The following is a 17,796-nucleotide window of genomic DNA, read 5'->3' on the forward strand; positions in this document are numbered from 1 at the left end:
GTCAGCTCCTCAGATGCCGCGGTTCATGGACCGAAGGCGGGCGTAATGGCCTTGGAAGACGAGGGGGACGATCCGCCCGGAGGCGCCGTTGCGGTTCTTCGCGACGATGAGGTCGATCTCGCCGGCCCGGCTGTCGTCGGGGCTGCCGTCTTCGTTGAGGGGGCGGTGCATCAGCACGATGACGTTGGAGTCCTGCTCGATCGCCGAGGAGTCCTTGAAGTCGGTGACGACGGGCTGCCGTCCGGCGGCACCGCGGTTGAACTGGGCGAGCGCGATGACGGGGATCTCGAACTCCATCGCGAGGAGCTTCAGGCCCCGGGAAAGCTCGGCAACTTCGTTGGCCCGGTTCGCGTTCGGCTTCGCGTTCTCCGGTGTCATGAGCTGGAGGTAGTCGGCGACGACGATGGCGGGCGAATTGCCGGTGGATGCCATCCACCTCATGCGGGCCCGGATCTTCCCGATGGTGAGGTTCGGGGAGTCGTCGAGGATGAAGTTGTGGGCGTTCTGGAGGCGCGGCGCCGCCTTGAAGACCTTCTCCCAGTCGGACTGGTCGAGTTGGCGGCGGATGAGGCGGTCGAGGACGACGCCGGACTCGGCGGCGGTGAGTCGGGCCATGAGTTCGGAGCCGCCCATCTCCATCGAGGCGACGAGTGCAGCCTTGTTGCGGGTGAGGGCAACGTGGGCGGCGAGGTTCATGCCGAGGAGGGACTTGCCGCCTCCGGTTGCGGCGCCGACGGTGACGAGCTGGCCGGGCTTGAGTTCGACAACTTCATTGAGGTCCATCCAGGGGGTGTCGAGGGCGCGGGGGTCGGCGCCGGCTTCGAGTTCGTCGACGAAGCCCATCCATCGGTCGGAGACGGAGAGCCGAACGTCCGTTGTGGTGGTGCCGTTGGCGGCGGCCTGGAGGTCGGCCATGGCGGCGTCGAGGATTTCGGCTGCGGTGAGGGCCGCGGTGAGGGCTCGGGCGGTGGCGCGCCGGGTGGCTTCGAGGACGGTTCGCAGCTGGGCGCGTTCGCGGATGATGTCGGCGTAGTAGGTGGCGCTGCTTACTGCGGGGACGGCGGCGACAAGGGTGTGGAGGTATGCGGCGCCGCCGATCTTGCCGAGGTCTCCGGTGGCGAGGAGTTCAGCGGCAACGGTGATGGTGTCGATCTTCGGATCTCGGCTGCGGGCGTACAGGTCCGTGATGGTGCGGTAGATCGTCTGGTGGCGCGGCGTGTAAAAGTCGGCGACGTCGGTGAGGATCGCTGCGATGGGGTCGATGACGCTTCGGCTGAGGAGCATGGCGCCGAGGACTGCCATTTCGGCTTCGATGTCGTGCGGCGGCGCGTTGGTGTTGGTTTCGGGAGCCCAGTCGGGTTCGGTCATGTCGTGCTCGGTCATGCGGCGTGGCCTTTCGCATGGGCGGGGTGGCAGTTGGGGCAGTTGTGGAGGCTGCGGAGTCCGCGGTCGTCCTCGACTTCGCGGGTTCGGCTGATCGGGTCGCAGTCCGGGTGGCCGCAGTGGGGCGGCTTCCCGGCGGACGAGGGCCGCGGGGGCGGAACACTGGAGGCGGGTGGCAGTCCTCGCCAGCCGCCGCGGAGGAAGAATGTGGCGTAGCGGGGCTTCTGTCGTGCCGCCGCTTTGGCGTCGCGGGCGAAGGCGACCATGGCGGGGACTCCCGCGCGCTGGACGACGGCGGCGATGTCCAGCCAGTCGGCGGCCTTCATGCTCCAGGAGACGGTGATGCCGGCTTCTGTCATGGCTCGCACGAGGGGCTGGCAGATCTCGAACCCGTCGAGCTCGGGGGCGGGCTCGCTAGCCTGCGTAGTTTGGGTATGGGGAGGTGCCCCGTTTTTCGGGGCACTAGCGTCAAAAACCGGGGCACAAGCTGAACTTTGCGCCCCGTTTTTCGGGGCACAAACCGGGGCCGTCTCGACGTCTTGCGCCCCGATTTCCGGGGCACTACCGGAATCTTGCGCCCCGGAAATCGGGGCACTACCGGAAGCCTCTCGGGCGTAACCGACGGCCTTCGGGAGCCTGTAAACAGCCGCTCGACGCCCAGAAGCGACCTCCTTGACCTCCAACTCGCCAAGGTCCATGGCCTTCTTCAGGGCGGCTTCCACGGTGCTCTTCGACGTGGCGTTCATTGCCGCCATCAAGGCGCGGTGCCCCAGCCGCACCTCGGCCGCCGAGGTGCGCACCTGATCCGCCACAAACAGCAGGGCGATCCGGGTGTTGCCCTTCGACCGGGAGTGCTTCCAAACCCAGTCCATGGCATCCAGCGTCACGGCGGTCTTCTTCCTGGCGGTACGAATAGGTCTCAGGTGGAGCGGGCGGGCCGGCTAAGTCATCTGGATGCCTTCTGGTTCAGCGGCGGCTTGTGCCTGCGCAACAGGCGGTCCTCCAGCTCGTAGGCGTGTTCGCGGTCGCGACAGGGATGGGCTTGCCAGGAGACGAACTGCTTGCCGTGGCGCCGGTGGTATGCCACGCGGGTGCGGAACTGATCCGTTGAGCCCACGTAGCACGGGGCGTTGAGGTCGTCGAACAGGACGTAGACGACGGCGATCCCCTTGGCCGGTGCCGAGGTTGCTTCGTGGAAGGGGTACTCGCCGACCCAGCTGTCTTCGGGGCCGTTCGGCAGCTGCCGGGACAGGTGCGTCATGACCTTCCATGAGATGTCGACGTGTTCGTCCCAGCGGTGCATCCGGCCGGTGAGGCCCATGGCTTTGTAGTGCTCGTAAACGGCGACGAGTTGGTAGTGGTCGATCTCTCCGAGGCGGAACGCGGCCCCGACCCTGTGCATGACCTGAGCCTCAGCCTCATGCCGGGCCGCTTCGAGCTTCGCTTCCTTCTCGCGCAGTAGCTCAACGTGATGGAGGGTGGCCGCGATGGACTTACCAACGTCGCCACCCAAGCGTTCGGCAAGGGATATGGCCTCTTTGCTCACTGGGATCTCTTCCTGCGGTACGGATAAGGGCGTGCTGTCGGCGTGGTGCGCCCGGGTCAGGTGGGGGCTGGGGGCAGGCGATGGGGGGTCATGCGGCGGCCTGGAGTTGCCCCTGCGGGTCCGCGTACCGTTCGAGCGCTTCGCCGGTGACTGCCTCAACGAGGGCGCAGAGGATGACTTCGGCGGCGTTCGGGGTGACGGCATTGCCGTACTGGCGGACCTTGTCGCGCTTCGAGCCGAGGACGATGTAGTCGTCGGCGAAGGACATCGCGCGGCCGATCTCGTGCGGCTCCAGCATCCGGAAGCGGACGTCGTTGATGTCGACGTCACCGCGGACCAGGGCGTACCGGTCGCGAGTCGTCAGGGCACCGATGGGCTCCCGAACTGTGCGGGCCGTGCCGTTGCTGTAGTAGGGGACGAGGATGTCCTGCCAGGTGACGAGGGACTGGTGGCCAGCCGTGGTGAGAGTCCGCATGGGTTCGGTGGCTCGGGTGCAGTGCTCGCCGCCGTCGCCCTTACTGCCGTTGTTCCGCATGACCATGGCGGGCAGCTCGGGCGTGACGAGCCCGTGGTGGTTGCCGGACGCGGTGACGGTGGCGAGGGCGTCGGTGACGGACCGGGCGATGGAGCCGCCGCCGCGGAGCTCGGCGATGAACGGCAGCCACGCCAGGCCGGTTTCGTTCCGCGTCGTCATGGTGCGCAGCGGGTCGTTGACGGAGCGGGCTTCCTTGCCGTCCCGGCCCTCGACCGGCACCAGGAGCGGCGGCACCATTAGGCCGTCGTTCTCCCGCGTCGTTCGGGCACCCATCGGCTCCCCGACGCTGACCGCGGTGTCCCGCCACGTTCCGCCGGCCGGGACCATCATCGGAACCGGCTGCGAGAACTTCTTCAGCCCGGCCTGGATGCGGGCGATCGTCTTGTCGGCCAAGGGCTTGGCCCGGTCACCGATCCGCTGCCCCGGGATCGTCCAGTCGATCGCAGCCGCGGCGGGCAGTGCCTCGGGCTCGACGATCTGGTTCCGGCAGCTGGTTGACGGGCAGCGATAGACGTACTGGGTGCGGTAGCGCCCCATGTCCCGCTTCGGGTCCTTGAACACCTGCATCGCCTGCACGTACTCCCCGCAACCGGAGCACCAGGCGCGCGGCCTCAGCCACTTGTCCCAGTCCGGGGTTCGACCCAGCGACTCGTGCCAGTACCCGACGTACAGCCGGTCACGGGACTGCGGTGCGGCGTGCACAGACCGCGGGTTTGCGTGCATGGAGTTCAGGGCGATGATCCGGGTGCGGTAGCCGAGCTTGTGGAGCTCACCAATCCACCGGTCCCACTGGTCCCACGCCCGGACGTCGGTGACGTTCTCGACGACACCGGCCTTGACGAGGCCGCCGCGCTCGATGACGCCGCGCAGGTACAGCGGCACCTCCTCCATCAGCGCCCGGGATTCCTCTTCGGCGTCGGCCGGCTCCTCCTCGGACTGCTCGACGAGGAGGTCGAGGAGCGACCCCTGCATGGCGGTGTCGAAGTTCCGGCGCTTCCCCTTTGCGACAGACCAGTTGGTGCACTCAGGACTGGCCCAGAAGATGTCTGTGACCGGCCAGTCCCAGACGGGGGCGGTACGGATGTCGCCGCGGTAGTGGCTCGCCTCGGGGAAGTTCGCCTCATGGGAGTCCATGGCCCGCTGCCAATGATTTGCAGCTCTGGCGACCCGGACCCCGGGAACGGCGTGGGCGCCCTGGGAGGAGCCGCCCGCACCGGCGAACCAGTCCATCACCGTCAGTGCGTCGCCGTCGTTTCGGTAGCTCATCGGAGCCCCTTCGTGAAAGAGGTGGGCGTGGGAGTCGAGTGGGCGAGCATCACGCAACGACCTGCGGGTACTCGCGGACGCGGAGTCGGGCCGGCCAGTGGTCCGGGTTGCCGCCCTTGGTGTCGCCGTGGGCTGCGACGGTCTTGCCGTTGATGGTCATGTCGCGGGCCCAGACGGAGCCGAGCTGCTTCACGAATGGGGCGGTGCCGGAGCACCGGGCTACGTCGAGCAGGTCATCGACCCAACGGGTGTTCAGGGGGCGGGCGCCGGGGCCGGACTCGCCTCCGAGGATCAGCCAGTCGATGTTGGTGAGGTTGATGGACGGGAGGGGGCCGAGGAGGGGTTCGGCGGAGATGAATCGGACGGCGGCCGGTGTCTTGCGGAGGGCATCGACCCGGCGCGTGTAGGCGTCGCTCTCGATCGACGTTCCGATCCACACGTTCGGCAGGGGCCAGCCGGAACGGTGGTAGATGCCGTGCTTCAGGCCGGGGACGTAGGTGGGGCTGTGGGAGGTGGCCGCCCATTCCATGGAGGAGCGGAAGTGCTCGCCGGGCGGGTGGCCGGTGCCGCAGGTGCAGAGGTCGGTGAGGATGCGGGCCGCACGCTCGGGGCGCTTGGTGAGGATCTGGTAGGTGTGCTGCGGGGTGGCGGCCATGACGGCGAAGACCTGGGCAAGGAAATCGCGGGGGACGCGGGCATGGAACAGGTCGCTCATCGAGTTGACGAAGACCTTGCGGGGTTTCTTCCAGCGCAGGGGCTCGGTGAGGGTGCTGGTGTGCGCGGTGAGGGCGAAGCCGGGTCCGGAGGTCCGCGGGTCACCGTCGTTCTGATACTTCGCGGACCCCATGCCCTTGAGGCGCTTGGCCATGGTGAGGGCGTAGCAGTTGTCGCATCCGGGGCTGATGCGGTCGCAGCCGGTGGTGGGGTTCCACGTCTGCTCGGTCCATTCGATGTTGCTCACAGGGAGCACCGCCTTACTCGAAGAGGTCGGAGCTGGTTGGGCTTCGCAGGCAAGGGTGTAGCCGTGTCGCGACTGCCTTGCGAGCCGCTTTCGCATATGCAGAACGCTACCAGGATCGAACGCGAAACGCATAGGCGTTGCATATGCGTTTCCCGAGACTCGCCACGCTCGCCGGGTCGACGGATCGCATAGGCGGGCACTAGTCTTTTGCCATGGCAACCCGCGACCCCATGCCCAACCGCGTCTTCCGTCTCGACAAAGAGACCTGGGAGGCCTACGGCGCTGCCTGCGAAGAGAAGGGCATCTCGCGGTCCGACGACCTGCGGATGTACATCAAGGCGCAGGTGGCCGCGCACAAGCGCCGGCAGCGCGCCGACTCCGACTGACGTCACGTCCCCTCCCTCTCCCCCGCTTCGTGCGGGTTTTCGCTGTGCGTGTACGCCTGCTGGCGGGCCACCTGTTGGTGGCCCGCCGTTGTCATGCGGCCTGCGGGGTCTTGAGTTGGGCGCGGTGTTCGGCTCGGGCTTGGCGGCAGGGTTCGCAGACGGGCACGCCGAGCGGGTAGTGGGCGCTGTAGCCCTCCGTGGTTCCGCAGCGACCAGTCCAGTCGGGGTGTGCTGCGGGGTCGTCGATCTGGTCGTCGTCCCAGGCGCCGACGGGTGCCCACCCGTTCTTGATGGCTTTGCGGCGTGCGGCTTCGGCCCGGTGGGCGGGGACGCCGTGGTCGGTGGGATCGGCCCGCCACAGTTCGTCGTAGAGGGCGTTGACGGCACGAACGGTTGCAACACGCACGAGGTCGCTGGTGAGCGTGCGAGGGAAGTTCGTCCGGTCCATGTCGAGCCGTCGGGCGAGTTCGGACTGTGTCCAGCCCTTGGCGACGAGGGCTTGGAGCCGGCGCCGGGTTCCCGTTCCGTCGATGGGGACGCGGTTGCCCATGTTGTCGAGGGTCGGTTCGACGGCAAGGAGGGCCAGGGCGATGTGGGGGCGCATGCGCTTCGTGGGTTCGAGGCCGCGGGGCTTGTCGCCGTAGAGGAGCTTGGAGACGCCGCCCGTGGCCACACCAGCGAGGCGGGCCGCCCGGATCCAGCCGATGCCGAACTCGCCGAGTTCCCGGACGTGGGCGCGGACGGGTGCAGCATCGACGAAGGGCTGCCACCGGCCGTAGGCGATGGCGCGGCGCCGGTTGCGGTCGTATTCGGATGCGGCGTGGCAGCAGGGGTAGCAGCGGCACTTCTCCAGGTGGTACTTGGCGTTCGTGCCGTGGTCGCGGGTGCTCATGCTGCCTCCGCCTCGGCGCGCCGTTCCCGGATGAGCCGGCGGAGGTCGCGTTGGCCGAGCCCGCCCCAGATGCCCCATTGCTCGCCGGCGTCGACGGCGTAGTCGAGGCAGTGGGTGCGCACTTCACAGCTCATGCAGATGCGTTTCGCGGGGGCGGTGGTCCCGCCGGCGTCGGGCATGAACAGGGCCGGGTCGGTTTCGCTGCAGCGCGCTTCGTCGCGCCAGGTGCCGGTCATGCCGCCGCCGCCTTTGCTGCCCGCCGCGCCCGGTTGTAGGCGAGGGCACCGGCCCGGCAGGTGCCGCATCGGCAGCCTTTGGTGTACCCGGACCGGCCGTGGGTGGCGGCGCCGATGTCGATGGGTTCCAGCTCGATCAGCTGGGCTGGAGGAATCCACCCGTTCTTCTGCCAGGCGGTGATCGTGGCCCGGTCTCGGTGGAGGCGCCGGCTGATTTCGGCGTGCTCGATGCCGCGGACATTCAGCTGGCGGGCGGCTTCGACACGCTCGGGGAGGGTGAGTGTGGCGGGCTCCCCGTTCATGGCGTGTTCGATGGCGATGTAGTCGAGGCCGTTGGCGTAGGTGGTGGTCGTCGACGGGTACAGGCGGGTCGGGGTTGCGGCGCCGGGCCGGTGGGCGGTAATCATGCGGCGGCCCCGTCGTTCATCCCGAGCACTCGGTAGATGTAGGAGAGGTCTTTGCCGAGGCGCTGTGCAGCCTCGGCGCGGGTGAGCCCCGCGGTTTCGATCAGCCACCGGGTTTCGTCGGCCAGGAGTTCGGCCTTGGTGATCCCGTACTCCGGGGTGAAGTGCGGGTCGTTGATGGCGTCAGGGAACTGGTCCCAGTACCGGGGCGTAGGCCAGCGCTGTTCTGCCGCGTGACGGCGGGTGTTCCTGATGATGTGGGGCTTGACGCCGTGGCGGGCGGGGCGCTGGCGGCGCAGTTTCTCGTAGCCTGCGGCGACTTGATCGGCGGTGTCTGCCCGTACCAGTCGCTGGTCTTCGGTTCGCCTGACCAGGTCTCCGACGTACTGGCCGGAGAGCCCAATGTGGTCACCTGCCTGGCAGAAGGGCCAGCCCATGGCGGCGAGGGCTTGGATGCGGCGCCGTGTGCCGGTGCCGTCGATCGTGTAGGCCCGTGCGGCTTCGGCGGTGACAGCGAGGACTTTCTCGGCAATTTCGGTCCGTACCAGGTGCCGGGCGGGGCGGCGTTTGCTGGCCGCGGTCGGGACGATCGTTCGCAGGTTCGCTTCGTCTACGCCGGCGACTGCTGCGACACGGTTGGGGACGATGCCTTGTTCCCTGAGGGCCAGGAGGTGTTGGCGGACGGGGGCGGCGTCGACGAAGGGTCGCCATGCGCCTTCTCGCTGCTTCCGGCGTGCTTCGCGCTGCCAGAGGCGCTTTCGTTCGACGCAGTCGGGAAGGCGGCAGTTGTAGACGGTGTAGCAGGTCAGCGTGTTGTGGTTGGGTGCTTCGCGGCGGATGGCGGTGGTCATCGTCCTTCCTCCTGGACCTGGTTGGGTGTGGTGTCGCACATGGCGTGGAGTTCGGCGAGGATCTTGTCGTTGGGGCGGGCCATGAAGGCGTCGGCTTGGTCGGCGACGCGGTGGAGGCGGGTGGCGGTGACCTGGTAGCGGACGTAGTTGGCGCGGTCGCGGAGCCGGTGGGTGATGCGCCGGCAGGTGTGCCAGAAGGTGGCCCCGGCTGCGGCGGCGAGGAGGCCGGGCCCGTAGTAGAGGCCGCCGTCGATGAGCCGGTCCACGAAGGTGTGGTTGGCGGTGAGGACCTGGCCGGCGGCGAGGAGCGCGTCGAGGTTTGTCATGCCGCCCTCCCCTGGGCTCGGGCGGTGCGCTCGGCGGCGACGGCGAGGCCGCGGGCGGACAACTGCCAGACGGCGAGCCGGTGTCCGTGGGTGGCCGGGGAGGTGGAGGGGACGGAGTTGCCGGTGTGCTCGATGACCCCGCCGGACCGCAGCGCGTTGATCGCGGCGCCGAGGAAGCCGTGACCCATCTCGGGGAGGACCGTGCGGATGTCGTTGCAGGAGAAGGGTCCGCGGCGGCCGAACGCGAGGACGGCCTGCTCGACAAGGAACTGGTCCCAGGACGACTGGGCGGCTATGTCGGTGAGGAGGAGGTCACGGTCGGCGGCGGTGTGACGTTCGGCGACAGACAGGCGACGGGTCATGAGGCGGACTCCTCATCGGTGCGGGCGGCCTCGACGTGGACGCCGGGCAGTTGGGGGTCGACGATGTGGCGTCGGCCGTCGGGGGTGGTGACGACGAAGTGGATGTGCTTGATGCCGTCCGCGCTGTTGCTGCTCAGCCAGGCTTCGGACACCTCGGCTTCGTAGGTGACGCGAACCCGCTGGTTCTTCCGGGCGAGGTTCCGCAGTCGGCCTTCCTCGTCGGAGAGGGCCTGGAGGGGGCGGGGCTTCGGGGCGTGAACCTGTGTGACCTGGGTGGGTCGCATACCGCGGACCGGGTTGGCGCACCGGCAGGCGGTTTCGGTTCGCGGCTGCGTTTTGCAGGACTTCTTGCAGGCCCGGCAGTACCAGACGAGGTGCGTCGACTCGGCGATGGTCATGACGCGATCTCCTGGTCTGCGAGGTCGTTGAGGGCGGCGATGATGCGGGCGAACGCGTTCAGCTGGCCGACGAGCCCGGCGGCGTGGCCGATGCAGGACCGGCACCAGACGAGACCGTCCGGGGGTGTGGCAGGCATGGGGTCGAGGACGACGGGCGGGGAGTGGGTGACGCCCCAACCGGGCGCCCCGCACAGGCCCTGCCGGCCAGCGAATTTCCCGTCCTCCCGCATGATGTGGACGTTGCGGACCTGCTGGGCTCGGCGGCCAGTGGCGGCGTTGTAGCCGCGGTAGAAAGCGCGCATGGTGTGCTCTCCTGGTGGGCGGGGCGGCCCGCATTGCCCGCGGGCCGCCCCGAAGTGCGGGCTAGAAGGGGACGTTGTTGGTGGGCTCGCCGAGGGCCATCCGCTGCATGTGGTGGCCGATGTCATCGAGCAGGTCGATGCGTTCGCGCTTCAGCTCGTGCGCGAGGCCCCGGGCCCAGGTGCGAACCGCTTCGGACTCGCCGTCGAGGAGTGCTTCGGCGAGGTGGAGCACGACGATGTTGGCCATGGCCTGGTCACGGGTGACGCCGGGCCCCCACGGTTCGCGGGCGGCAGCCTGCTCCGCTGCCGTGAACGGATCGTCTGCGGTGTCGGCCTGCCCGTGCTTGTCGTGCTCGTCCTCGTGGCTGCGACCGCAGTCGCCGCGGCGTCGCTCGTCGTCGTTCATGAGGGAGCAGGGCATGCGGCCGGTGTCGATGACGTGCTTGAGGTCGCGGATGTTCCGCAGGTAGATGTGCCGGTAGTCGGTGTAGGTGCGGTCAAGGCGTTCGTCGGAGTCGCGAAGGACGCTGGCCTTGTAGGAGTCGGCGACTTCCTCCCACCGTTCGAGGAGGACGTTCAGGAGGTCCAGCGGGATGGCGGTCGTCTGGTCGGCGGTCATGTGTGGTTTCCTTCCGGTGGGCCGCCCCCGCATTGCCCGCGGGGGCGGCCTGTTGTGTGCGGGCTAGGCGGCGGTGCCGGGCTGGCGGACTTCCTGTCCGGCCCACGGGTCGTCTTCGGGCGGCGGGGTGTTGCCGGACTTGGCCGGGGCTTTGCCCTTGATTTCCGCTGCGGTGATGCGGGCCTGGGGGAACTCGTCCTCGACGGCGATCTCGCGGCGCTGGATCGACTTGTGCGTGATCAGCAGCTGGGCGATGTCGGGGCCAGTCCACTGGTCCCGCTTCCGGCCGAGCTTCTGCTCCAGCCGGTCCGCGGTGATGCCGAGGCCGGCGAACACCTGGACGGCGCCCTCGATGCGCTCCGGGAGCGGTTTGCCGTCGCCCTTGTTCAGGGTCTGGCGGCAGAGGTCTTCGGCCTCTTCGATGAACCAGTCGGGGATGGTCGCGAAGATCGCCTCACGGAGGCGGCGGGCGCCGTTGTTGGCGTTGTTCTCGTAGATGTCCCGCAGGTCTTCGAGCTGGACGACCTTGCGGTTGGCGAACTTGGCGTGCGGGACGATGAAGGTGAGGACGTGCCGGGTGTTGTTCTCGACGTCCCACGCCCAGGCCTGCATTTCGGACTGGCGGTAGTCGTCGTCGCGGCGGAGTTCGGTGACGCCGTACTGGATGTTTCCCCAGGACTGGGCAAGGGTTTTTGCCAGGTGGATGGTGGAGCCTTCGACGGCGCCGCCGGCCCGGGGGAACCGGTAGAACGCCTTCCCGGCGAGGGCCATGGACTGGCAGGCGGACTGGATGCTGTTGCGGGCGCGGCCGATGTCGCGGGGGAACTGGCGGGCTACGTAGATGGCGGCCTGGACTTCGGCGACGGCGCGGCTCTGTTCGACGGCGGTGCCCTGGCCGATGCGGTCGGCGCCGGGCGCTGCGGGCTGCTGGGCGGGGAAGTTCACAGGTACATCTCCTTGTCGCGGGTTTCGGCGTAGCCGGGGAGGGCGAGGTAGTTGGGTTCGTCGCCGTATCCGGGCCAGACGCCGGTGTTCATGCACTCGGCGAAGGTCTCGATGGCCCGGCGGTTTTTGGCGCCGCCGATGATGCGGGAGCCGAACTCGATTCCGATCACGTTGATCAGGTAGGGGGCCTTCTTCTCCTGCACGATGAGGAGGAGTTCGGCGTCGTCACCGCCGAGGCCGAGGGCCCTGGAGGCTTCCTCGTACCAGTCGGCCTGCTGGTTGTACCCGTACTTCGCGATGTCCTTCTGCATGGCGTCATCGCTGGCGTCGGCGGCGGTCTTGTAGTCGGGGATGATCAGCCGGCCTGACTGGATTGACGGCAGCCAGTCGAAGCGGACGCGGCGTCGGATACCGGTGGGGCCGTCGATCCAGAAGCCGGACTGCTCGGGCGCCCCGTAGGCGGGGTCGAGGAGTGCTGCGGCCAGCGGGTGCTTGCGGATGGCGGCGGCCATGCCGTTGACCATGTCCATCTCGTGCTGCTTGAGCGGGATGGCGCCGCGTTCGCGGGCTTCGAGAACCGCAACCTTGGCGGCCTTTGTGTCCCAGCGGGCGTGGTCGATGACGATGAGTTCAGGGCCGTTGCCGAGGACGAGTTTGTGGGCGGCGTTGCCGTAGTCGAACGTCTTCGTGGCGGGCTGCGGGTTGTCCTGTTCGTACCGGAAGTGGGCGGGGGTGGATGGGGGCAGGAGCTTGCGGGCGCCGGACGAGGAGAGCGACGTCTTGTCGGCGTGGTAGTCGGTGTTCGACAGGTCGGTGTGGATGCCGAGGGCTGGGGCTTCGGTGACCGGGGTCTCGGCGACGGTGGTCATGCTGCGGCGCCTTCCGTGGTCAGGGTGTAGTAGCAGTGGCCGGGGCGCTCGCTGTGGAGTTCGAGGAGCCCTTCGCGGTGCAGGCGCTCCAGGCGGTCGCGGGCCACGGACCGGTAGATGTGGGTGCCTGCTGCGCGGCGGAGAACGACCCTGGCTCGCCCGGGAGTCCACTCGCCGCCCTCCGTGGCGATGGCCTGCTGCAGGGCCTGCATCGACTCCTTCGGGCTGACCGGGTGCCGGGCGGGCGTGTTGGGGTTGACCCTGTAGGCGCGCCGGCCGCCAACCGTCATGGGGATGAGGTGTCCTCGGTGGGCGAGGTCCCGGAGGTCTCGCCGTGTGGCGTTGCGCCCGACAGGGCCCCGCAGGACGGTGCGGTAGAGGGTGGAGGCGGTGCTGGTCGTGACGGGCTGGCGAGGGCTCTGCGTGATCAGGGCGAGCAGGAGGTCGCGGCGCTGGGTGACGTCCAAGATGCGGCGGATCTCGGTGGTGCTCACTGGTTTTCCTCCTTGTCGAGGCAGTCCTCGCAGACGGGGCCTTCGGGTTTCCGGGCGAACGGGTCGGCGGGCTTGTGGCAGCGGGCGCAGCGGATTTCGGGCATCAGAACGGGATCCGTTCCGCGCGCTGCCGACTGGTGCGGGGCCAGAGGGGGATTCGCCAGGCGATGAGGCCGTGGCACTGGCAGTCCTCCCAGTCGCCGTCACCGCCGTCGGTGATGTAGCCGTGGCCGCCCGTTCCGTTGCAGTAGGTACAGGCCGGGTTGGTCTTCGGTACGCGGGTGGCGTGCAGGGCGCGCTGGAAGATTTCGATGTGCCAGCGGCCGATACGGATGGGCTTCATCAGCTCGCCGCCGTCGGGATGGCCCGCTCGAAGGAGCAGGGGTCGCAAGCGGGGACGCCGCAGTCGAGGCCGAGGGCGTGCTCGGTGTCGACGGTCCAGGCGTAGCCGTGGTGGAGGACCAGGGCGTACATGACCGGGTCGAGGTCGCTGGTGGAGTTGAACCGCATCTGGGCGAACGTGGCGTTCAGCTCGTTCGCCAAGTTCAGGGCGCCGCCGAGGGTTTCCCGGTCGTGGATGTCGTCCATGCCGGACGCCCACACGGACCACTCCTGGTTCTCGTAGCCGAGGCGGGTCCGGTCCTTACCGAAGAGGGTGATGCTGCTCATGGATGCTCCTTGTGGCGTGTGGTGTGGGGTGCTGCGGGCCGCCGTCGGGGGTCGGCGGCCCGCAGCAGGCAGACGGAGCGTTGAGGGCTCGGACATCTGCCGGTCGGGTGGTTACTGGAATTCGAGGGGCTCGTCGGCTGCGGCTGCGGCTTCCATGCCCTCGGCGAGGAGAAGACCGTTTACCCGGTCGTAGCTCGGCTCCTCGCCGTCCACGGATGGCCACACGGCGTCGATCGCCTGCCGCAGGCAAGGTGCGACCCGCTGGCACTCCTGGGGGCTCAGCTCGCCGTCGCAGTCGGAGTGGTCGAGTAGCGGTTTGAGGTCGCTGGTGACGTTGGACCAGGGGTTCAGCTGGTAGTCGTCGCCCGCTCCCAGCGGCTTGAAGCCGGACATGTGGTCGAGGTCGATGCCCACGTAGGCGGCGAGGGCGCGGCGAAAGCGCGAGAAGCCGGTGTACGCCCAGTGCGCTTCGGTGTGGGAAAAGTCGATTCCCATTGGGGTCTCCTGAGATGATCGGGTTGGGTGCCCCCGCTGAATTCGCCTCAGCGGGGGCGCTTTGGTGAGGCGGGTCAGTTGGCGTCGGCGAGTTCCGCGATGCGGTTGTGGGCCTCGTTGAAGTCGTCCGTGTCGAGGCCGCACCACGGGACGGTTTCGCTCATCGCGACGAGGACTTCGAGGGCGTTGAAGCCGTGGGCTTTGGCGGCTGCGGCGGCCGTCTCGACGTCAGCGTCGGTGTAGGTGCCGTTACGACTGGCGTCCATTCCCGGGCCGAGCGGCTGTGTACCCGGCTCGACGCACCACACGTAGCTGAGCTGCGCGAACAGGTCTTCCCGGTCGACCGCGGCTTTGACGGTGTCGGCGTCCCGTGTCCAGTCGGTGACCGCTGCGAGGAGTGCCGCCCCCTTGATGGCGTTCTCGCGCTGCATGGAGTCGGCGATGGCGAGCCCGCTGGCCTTGTGACTGATGCGCCACCGCTGCGGGTTGTGCGGCTTGTGGTTGGGGGCGAGGCGGAAGACAACGAGGCCTGGGGCGGGCTCCGTGGCCTGGTCGAGTGTCGTGATGTCCACGGCTTCTCCTTGGTCTGTGTTGGGTCGCCGGGCCGGCCGGTCATGGGCACGGCCGACCCGGCGGGTTCAGGCGGCGACGACGCGAAACGTGTGCGTGGTCTCTGAGTCGGGCTCGGCCGGTCCGGGGACCCACGTCGGGGTGCGCGGGTCGGTGGTGTCCGGGGTGTCGGCGATGCGGACGACGGGGCCGATGCCGTGCGCCTGCCACAGCGGCTTCACGTCGATCGGCGCGGTCGCCTGGTCTTCCACCGCGGTGGTGTCGCGCTCGGCCGGGGGGACGGTGATGGCGTCCCGGTTGGCGTCGGCCGCCAGGTACGGGGCGAGCCGGGTACGGAGCCGGTCGGCTTCGGTACGGGCCTGGTCGCGCTGACCGGTCCGCTCCTCCAGGTCGACGAAGAGGCAGTTCGCTACCTGCTCGGCCGCACTCCGCCCGGCCCGCTCCTCGGCCAGTTGGTGTTCGAGGAACGCGATGGTGTCGGCCGCCCCGATCAGCTGACCGAACGCCCTGGCCGTCTGAGCCTGCTGATCCTTCAGCTGCCGCTTCAACTCGGCCTTATCAGCAGCCCGGTGCTTCCGTACCGGCTTCGGCTCCGTGCGGCGTATGAGGTGGAGGGTGGGAAGGCTCATGACTTGCCCTTTCGGGTCCAGAGGCTGGGGGCCACCGCCATCACGCAGAACGCGACGCCGATGACGGTGGCGGTGATCGTGTAGCCGTTCACCGGACGATCGGCGGGTGGCCGCAGCGGCCGAGGAAGCACGGTTTGGCCTGCTCGGCCCACTGCTTCGGGGAGAGCAGCAGGTGCTGCATTCCGCGCTTGTCGTCCTTTGTCTGCTGCCGCTTCGTCGACGACCACTCGCGCTGTGCCTGCTGCGGGGTTGCGATCAGGTCGGCGTACAGGTCCGGGCGGACCGAACCGACGGCGCAGCCAACGGCGTTGGTCCGCACCCAGAAGCAGTCCACGAGCGGGAAGGTCTCCCCGTCGATCTGCACCATGAGGTCAGGCATTGCGGCCTCCGGTGAGGGTGCTGAGGAATCGGCGGAACCCGGTCTGCTCCAGCGGGGACGGGGCGAGGATGCGGCCCGGGGCCTGCGGGAGGGTGACCGCAGGGGTGGGAACCAGGGCCGGCGGGGCGATCCGTGCACCGAACGCCGCGGGCGACTCGATGTACCCGGAGGCCAGCGTGTCCGCGTAGTTCGGGTCGATTGCCGCCCGGTACTGGGAGGCAGTCGGCCGGGGGTGGAGCGGGATCAGCGGGCCGTGGTAGTGGTACAGGTCCGGGAGGGACACGGTGCCCTGACGGTCCGAGTCCGAGACGCGTTCCCGCATCAACGGCTCGCCAGCCGCAGACCACGTTCCGGCCCACTCCCACTCGACGTTCGTGCAGTCGCGGTAGGTGACGGTCAGATCGAACTCGATTCCGTCGTGCAGGTAGGTGATCATGCCGCCACCGCCGACCGCTGGACGGGGATGCCGATGCTGCGGACCCCGTCCTCGGCGGCCACCTGTGCGGCCACGTCGGTGTCGGCGTTGCGGGCCTCGGCCGCCTCGGTCAGTGCCGCGGCGAAGGCCAAGAGCGTCTCGGTCGGCGTCTGGTCGACGTGCAGGGTCATCGCCGACCCGATCTGCACCACCGGGAACGGGCCCGCCGCGTCGTACAGGGTGACCTGGTCCGGGGTGCCGTCCAGGTGCACGGTCACGTTCGTGATGTGGCTGTTCATGACGTCCTCCGGACGGTTCGGTTCTTCGCGACCTGGTCGGCAATCCAGGCGGCGAAGCCCGGGTAGTCGGCGTCCACGGCGCACACCTCGGGGTGCGCCAGGAGGTACAGGTCGTTGGCGTAGGCGATGCGGTCCGACGGGGAGGGCGAGGCGGCACGGGCCCGGATCAGGACCTCGGCGGCCAGTTCCTGCTCGACGTCGGCGAGGGGCACGTCCAGGGCGGCGATGCTGCGGGGCAGGGTCGTCATGACGTCACCGCCGCGTTCATTGCGCCGCGCTGGTCCGCGTAGTGGTCGGCGACCAGGCGCCGCACCAGCGGCATGTCGTCGGCCTGGGCGGCGGTACGGATCGCCGACAACGTCTCGGTCGGCGACGCCGGCTCGGGCGCGTCCTTCCGGGCGGCGTCGTACTGGGCGATGGCCCACACGGCTGCGTGGCACTGGTAGACGAAGTGGTAGTCCAACTTGCTGACGTGCCACTCGTTGCAGTCGTCGAAGGAGAACCCGCCCGACTGGCTGACCTTCACCACGTGCTTCTTGCCGCCGGCCGGGTGCTCCCGCGTCTCCCACAACGTGGCGCCGTAGTAGGAGTCGGCCTCGTCGCCGGACATGCCGCACGAGCACTCGGCCCGCCACGTCACCCCGTGCTCGAACTCGCTGACCAACTGGAAGGCGGCGCCCTCGTTGTCGAGGATGTGACTGTTGAGGATGTCCTCGCGGACCGTCTTCTCCAGACCCTCCGGCGCCCAGTCGTCCTGGATCGCCTCGGCGACCCGCTCCTTGATCTGGGCTTCCATCAGGCTGCGGTCGTACTCGCGGACCGAGTCGGCGCCGTTGACGAGCTTGCTCGCCCAGGACCCCGGGTCGACCCTGAGACCGCGCAGCCAAGCGAACATGTCCTCGGTGTCCTGGCCGCCCCGCTCGAAGTGGTACGAGCCGTGCGAGCCGGCGACCAGCAGGTTGTAGGGCCACGTCACGATGACCAGGCGGTTCATCGACTTCGGGGCCGAGAACTCGATGTGACGGAACAGGCCGTCCTCGCGCTGGACCTTGAGCGTGGCCTCGGCGAAGTCGGATGCGAAGTGACCGGCGATGCGGGCGTACTCGCTCATGACGTGGCCTCCGCCTGGGTGCCGTTGATCTGCTGGGCGAGCCCCAGGGCCCACGGGTTCACGACGCCTTCGACGTCCCCGTCGGACAGGTCGTCCAGCAGGTCCGCGAGCCACGCCGCAACAGCGGGCTGCATGAGGGCGATGTACTCGGCGTTCCACGGCTGGCGAATCCCGCCGTACCCCGACTTGATGCGACCCGACGCAACAACCTCGGAGTCAACCGAGCCCGCCGGGTGGGCGTGGGAGTAGACGGCACTCGTGCAGGTGGCGCGCGGCGACCAGACAGAGCTCGTGACCCACGGGCCGTCCGTCGCGTGCTTCACGTGCTTGCGGAGCTTCTCGACGGCGGCACGGATCTCCTCCGCCGGACTGCGATCAGGGGTCTGAGATGATGAGGGCACGGGGCCCGCCTTTCGTCTTGACGTGTGTGGGTGGGTCTCTGGGGTCACCCCGA

Annotated in this window: 29 protein-coding genes; 1 reads left to right on the forward strand and 28 read right to left on the reverse strand. The window is 68.8% G+C overall.

Annotation, left to right across the window (positions count from 1 at the left end; genetic code table 11):
* Positions 1-9 precede the first annotated feature (9 nt).
* The 5 genes from ACFYPA_RS06395 to ACFYPA_RS06415 all read right to left on the reverse strand — a co-directional run bounded on the left by ACFYPA_RS06395 (position 10) and on the right by ACFYPA_RS06415 (position 5,691).
* Positions 10-1,383 carry a replicative DNA helicase gene (locus ACFYPA_RS06395; protein ID WP_389130054.1) on the reverse strand — a complete coding sequence of 458 codons (1,374 nt, stop codon included), beginning with the start codon at positions 1,381-1,383 and terminating at the stop codon, positions 10-12.
* Positions 1,380-1,742, reverse strand: coding sequence for a hypothetical protein (locus tag ACFYPA_RS06400; protein WP_389130057.1), 363 nt, complete (start codon positions 1,740-1,742; stop codon positions 1,380-1,382). The genes ACFYPA_RS06395 and ACFYPA_RS06400 overlap by 4 nt, the downstream gene beginning before the upstream one ends.
* Positions 1,743-2,329: 587 nt before the next feature.
* A complete protein-coding gene (locus ACFYPA_RS06405) occupies positions 2,330-2,929 on the reverse strand; it encodes a GIY-YIG nuclease family protein (RefSeq protein ID WP_389130060.1) in 600 nt (199 codons plus the stop codon).
* A gap of 88 nt (positions 2,930-3,017) precedes the next feature.
* Positions 3,018-4,730, reverse strand: a complete 1,713-nt coding sequence (locus ACFYPA_RS06410) for a DNA cytosine methyltransferase (RefSeq protein ID WP_389130062.1) — start codon at positions 4,728-4,730, stop codon at positions 3,018-3,020.
* Positions 4,731-4,779: 49 nt separating this feature from the next.
* Complete coding sequence (locus ACFYPA_RS06415) at positions 4,780-5,691, reverse strand: DUF5131 family protein (RefSeq protein ID WP_389130065.1); 912 nt, start codon at positions 5,689-5,691, stop codon at positions 4,780-4,782.
* Positions 5,692-5,903: 212 nt separating this feature from the next.
* On the opposite strand from ACFYPA_RS06415, the gene ACFYPA_RS06420 reads away from it, so the two are divergent.
* The gene (locus tag ACFYPA_RS06420; RefSeq protein WP_389130068.1) at positions 5,904-6,077 is read left to right on the forward strand and encodes a hypothetical protein; all 174 of its coding nucleotides are present in this window, start codon (positions 5,904-5,906) and stop codon (positions 6,075-6,077) included.
* Positions 6,078-6,168: 91 nt separating this feature from the next.
* Here the strand turns inward: ACFYPA_RS06420 and ACFYPA_RS06425 are convergent, their stop codons facing one another.
* From ACFYPA_RS06425 to ACFYPA_RS06535, 23 genes are all read right to left on the reverse strand, one after another.
* Positions 6,169-6,969 carry a hypothetical protein gene (locus tag ACFYPA_RS06425; RefSeq protein ID WP_389130071.1) on the reverse strand — a complete coding sequence of 267 codons (801 nt, stop codon included), beginning with the start codon at positions 6,967-6,969 and terminating at the stop codon, positions 6,169-6,171.
* A complete protein-coding gene (locus ACFYPA_RS06430) occupies positions 6,966-7,205 on the reverse strand; it encodes a WhiB family transcriptional regulator (RefSeq protein ID WP_389130074.1) in 240 nt (79 codons plus the stop codon). The genes ACFYPA_RS06425 and ACFYPA_RS06430 overlap by 4 nt, the downstream gene beginning before the upstream one ends.
* Positions 7,202-7,612 carry a hypothetical protein gene (locus tag ACFYPA_RS06435; protein ID WP_389130076.1) on the reverse strand — a complete coding sequence of 137 codons (411 nt, stop codon included), beginning with the start codon at positions 7,610-7,612 and terminating at the stop codon, positions 7,202-7,204. The genes ACFYPA_RS06430 and ACFYPA_RS06435 overlap by 4 nt, the downstream gene beginning before the upstream one ends.
* Complete coding sequence (locus ACFYPA_RS06440) at positions 7,609-8,460, reverse strand: hypothetical protein (RefSeq protein WP_389130079.1); 852 nt, start codon at positions 8,458-8,460, stop codon at positions 7,609-7,611. The genes ACFYPA_RS06435 and ACFYPA_RS06440 overlap by 4 nt, the downstream gene beginning before the upstream one ends.
* The gene (locus tag ACFYPA_RS06445) at positions 8,457-8,786 is read right to left on the reverse strand and encodes a hypothetical protein (protein ID WP_389130082.1); all 330 of its coding nucleotides are present in this window, start codon (positions 8,784-8,786) and stop codon (positions 8,457-8,459) included. Before ACFYPA_RS06445 ends, ACFYPA_RS06440 begins: the two co-directional genes overlap by 4 nt.
* A complete protein-coding gene (locus ACFYPA_RS06450) occupies positions 8,783-9,148 on the reverse strand; it encodes a hypothetical protein (RefSeq protein WP_389130084.1) in 366 nt (121 codons plus the stop codon). The genes ACFYPA_RS06445 and ACFYPA_RS06450 overlap by 4 nt, the downstream gene beginning before the upstream one ends.
* Positions 9,145-9,546, reverse strand: a complete 402-nt coding sequence (locus tag ACFYPA_RS06455; RefSeq protein ID WP_389130087.1) for a hypothetical protein — start codon at positions 9,544-9,546, stop codon at positions 9,145-9,147. Before ACFYPA_RS06455 ends, ACFYPA_RS06450 begins: the two co-directional genes overlap by 4 nt.
* On the reverse strand, positions 9,543-9,848 hold the full coding sequence (locus ACFYPA_RS06460; protein WP_389130090.1) for a hypothetical protein: 306 nt from the start codon (positions 9,846-9,848) through the stop codon (positions 9,543-9,545). The genes ACFYPA_RS06455 and ACFYPA_RS06460 overlap by 4 nt, the downstream gene beginning before the upstream one ends.
* 61 nt (positions 9,849-9,909) lie before the next feature.
* On the reverse strand, positions 9,910-10,467 hold the full coding sequence (locus ACFYPA_RS06465; RefSeq protein WP_389130092.1) for a hypothetical protein: 558 nt from the start codon (positions 10,465-10,467) through the stop codon (positions 9,910-9,912).
* A 63-nt stretch (positions 10,468-10,530) separates the two neighbouring features.
* On the reverse strand, positions 10,531-11,412 hold the full coding sequence (locus tag ACFYPA_RS06470; RefSeq protein ID WP_389130094.1) for a hypothetical protein: 882 nt from the start codon (positions 11,410-11,412) through the stop codon (positions 10,531-10,533).
* Positions 11,409-12,281, reverse strand: a complete 873-nt coding sequence (locus tag ACFYPA_RS06475) for a PD-(D/E)XK nuclease-like domain-containing protein (RefSeq protein ID WP_389130097.1) — start codon at positions 12,279-12,281, stop codon at positions 11,409-11,411. The genes ACFYPA_RS06470 and ACFYPA_RS06475 overlap by 4 nt, the downstream gene beginning before the upstream one ends.
* Entirely contained in the window at positions 12,278-12,775 is a 498-nt protein-coding gene (locus ACFYPA_RS06480) for a hypothetical protein (RefSeq protein ID WP_389130100.1), read from the reverse strand. The genes ACFYPA_RS06475 and ACFYPA_RS06480 overlap by 4 nt, the downstream gene beginning before the upstream one ends.
* A 103-nt stretch (positions 12,776-12,878) precedes the next feature.
* Positions 12,879-13,118, reverse strand: coding sequence for a hypothetical protein (locus ACFYPA_RS06485; RefSeq protein WP_389130103.1), 240 nt, complete (start codon positions 13,116-13,118; stop codon positions 12,879-12,881).
* Positions 13,118-13,444 (reverse strand): hypothetical protein, encoded by a 327-nt coding sequence (locus tag ACFYPA_RS06490; protein WP_389130106.1) that lies wholly within the window; start codon positions 13,442-13,444, stop codon positions 13,118-13,120. Before ACFYPA_RS06490 ends, ACFYPA_RS06485 begins: the two co-directional genes overlap by 1 nt.
* Before the next feature lie 111 nt (positions 13,445-13,555).
* Entirely contained in the window at positions 13,556-13,939 is a 384-nt protein-coding gene (locus tag ACFYPA_RS06495; protein WP_389130109.1) for a hypothetical protein, read from the reverse strand.
* A 74-nt stretch (positions 13,940-14,013) separates the two neighbouring features.
* Positions 14,014-14,511 carry a hypothetical protein gene (locus ACFYPA_RS06500; RefSeq protein ID WP_389130112.1) on the reverse strand — a complete coding sequence of 166 codons (498 nt, stop codon included), beginning with the start codon at positions 14,509-14,511 and terminating at the stop codon, positions 14,014-14,016.
* A gap of 66 nt (positions 14,512-14,577) precedes the next feature.
* A complete protein-coding gene (locus ACFYPA_RS06505) occupies positions 14,578-15,138 on the reverse strand; it encodes a hypothetical protein (RefSeq protein ID WP_389130115.1) in 561 nt (186 codons plus the stop codon).
* Positions 15,139-15,226: 88 nt separating this feature from the next.
* Positions 15,227-15,517: a hypothetical protein gene (locus tag ACFYPA_RS06510; protein WP_389130118.1), complete on the reverse strand. Its 291-nt coding sequence runs from the start codon at positions 15,515-15,517 to the stop codon at positions 15,227-15,229.
* Positions 15,510-15,953, reverse strand: coding sequence for a phiSA1p31-related protein (locus tag ACFYPA_RS06515; RefSeq protein ID WP_389130121.1), 444 nt, complete (start codon positions 15,951-15,953; stop codon positions 15,510-15,512). The genes ACFYPA_RS06510 and ACFYPA_RS06515 overlap by 8 nt, the downstream gene beginning before the upstream one ends.
* Positions 15,950-16,231, reverse strand: coding sequence for a hypothetical protein (locus ACFYPA_RS06520; RefSeq protein ID WP_389130124.1), 282 nt, complete (start codon positions 16,229-16,231; stop codon positions 15,950-15,952). Before ACFYPA_RS06520 ends, ACFYPA_RS06515 begins: the two co-directional genes overlap by 4 nt.
* A complete protein-coding gene (locus ACFYPA_RS06525; RefSeq protein WP_389130127.1) occupies positions 16,228-16,479 on the reverse strand; it encodes a hypothetical protein in 252 nt (83 codons plus the stop codon). The genes ACFYPA_RS06520 and ACFYPA_RS06525 overlap by 4 nt, the downstream gene beginning before the upstream one ends.
* Positions 16,476-17,342 (reverse strand): hypothetical protein, encoded by an 867-nt coding sequence (locus ACFYPA_RS06530; RefSeq protein ID WP_389130130.1) that lies wholly within the window; start codon positions 17,340-17,342, stop codon positions 16,476-16,478. Before ACFYPA_RS06530 ends, ACFYPA_RS06525 begins: the two co-directional genes overlap by 4 nt.
* Positions 17,339-17,743, reverse strand: coding sequence for a hypothetical protein (locus tag ACFYPA_RS06535; protein ID WP_389130133.1), 405 nt, complete (start codon positions 17,741-17,743; stop codon positions 17,339-17,341). Before ACFYPA_RS06535 ends, ACFYPA_RS06530 begins: the two co-directional genes overlap by 4 nt.
* Between the last annotated feature and the right edge of the window lie 53 nt (positions 17,744-17,796).

This window comes from Streptomyces sp. NPDC005775, assembly GCF_042871565.1.
GTDB lineage: Bacteria > Actinomycetota > Actinomycetes > Streptomycetales > Streptomycetaceae > Streptomyces.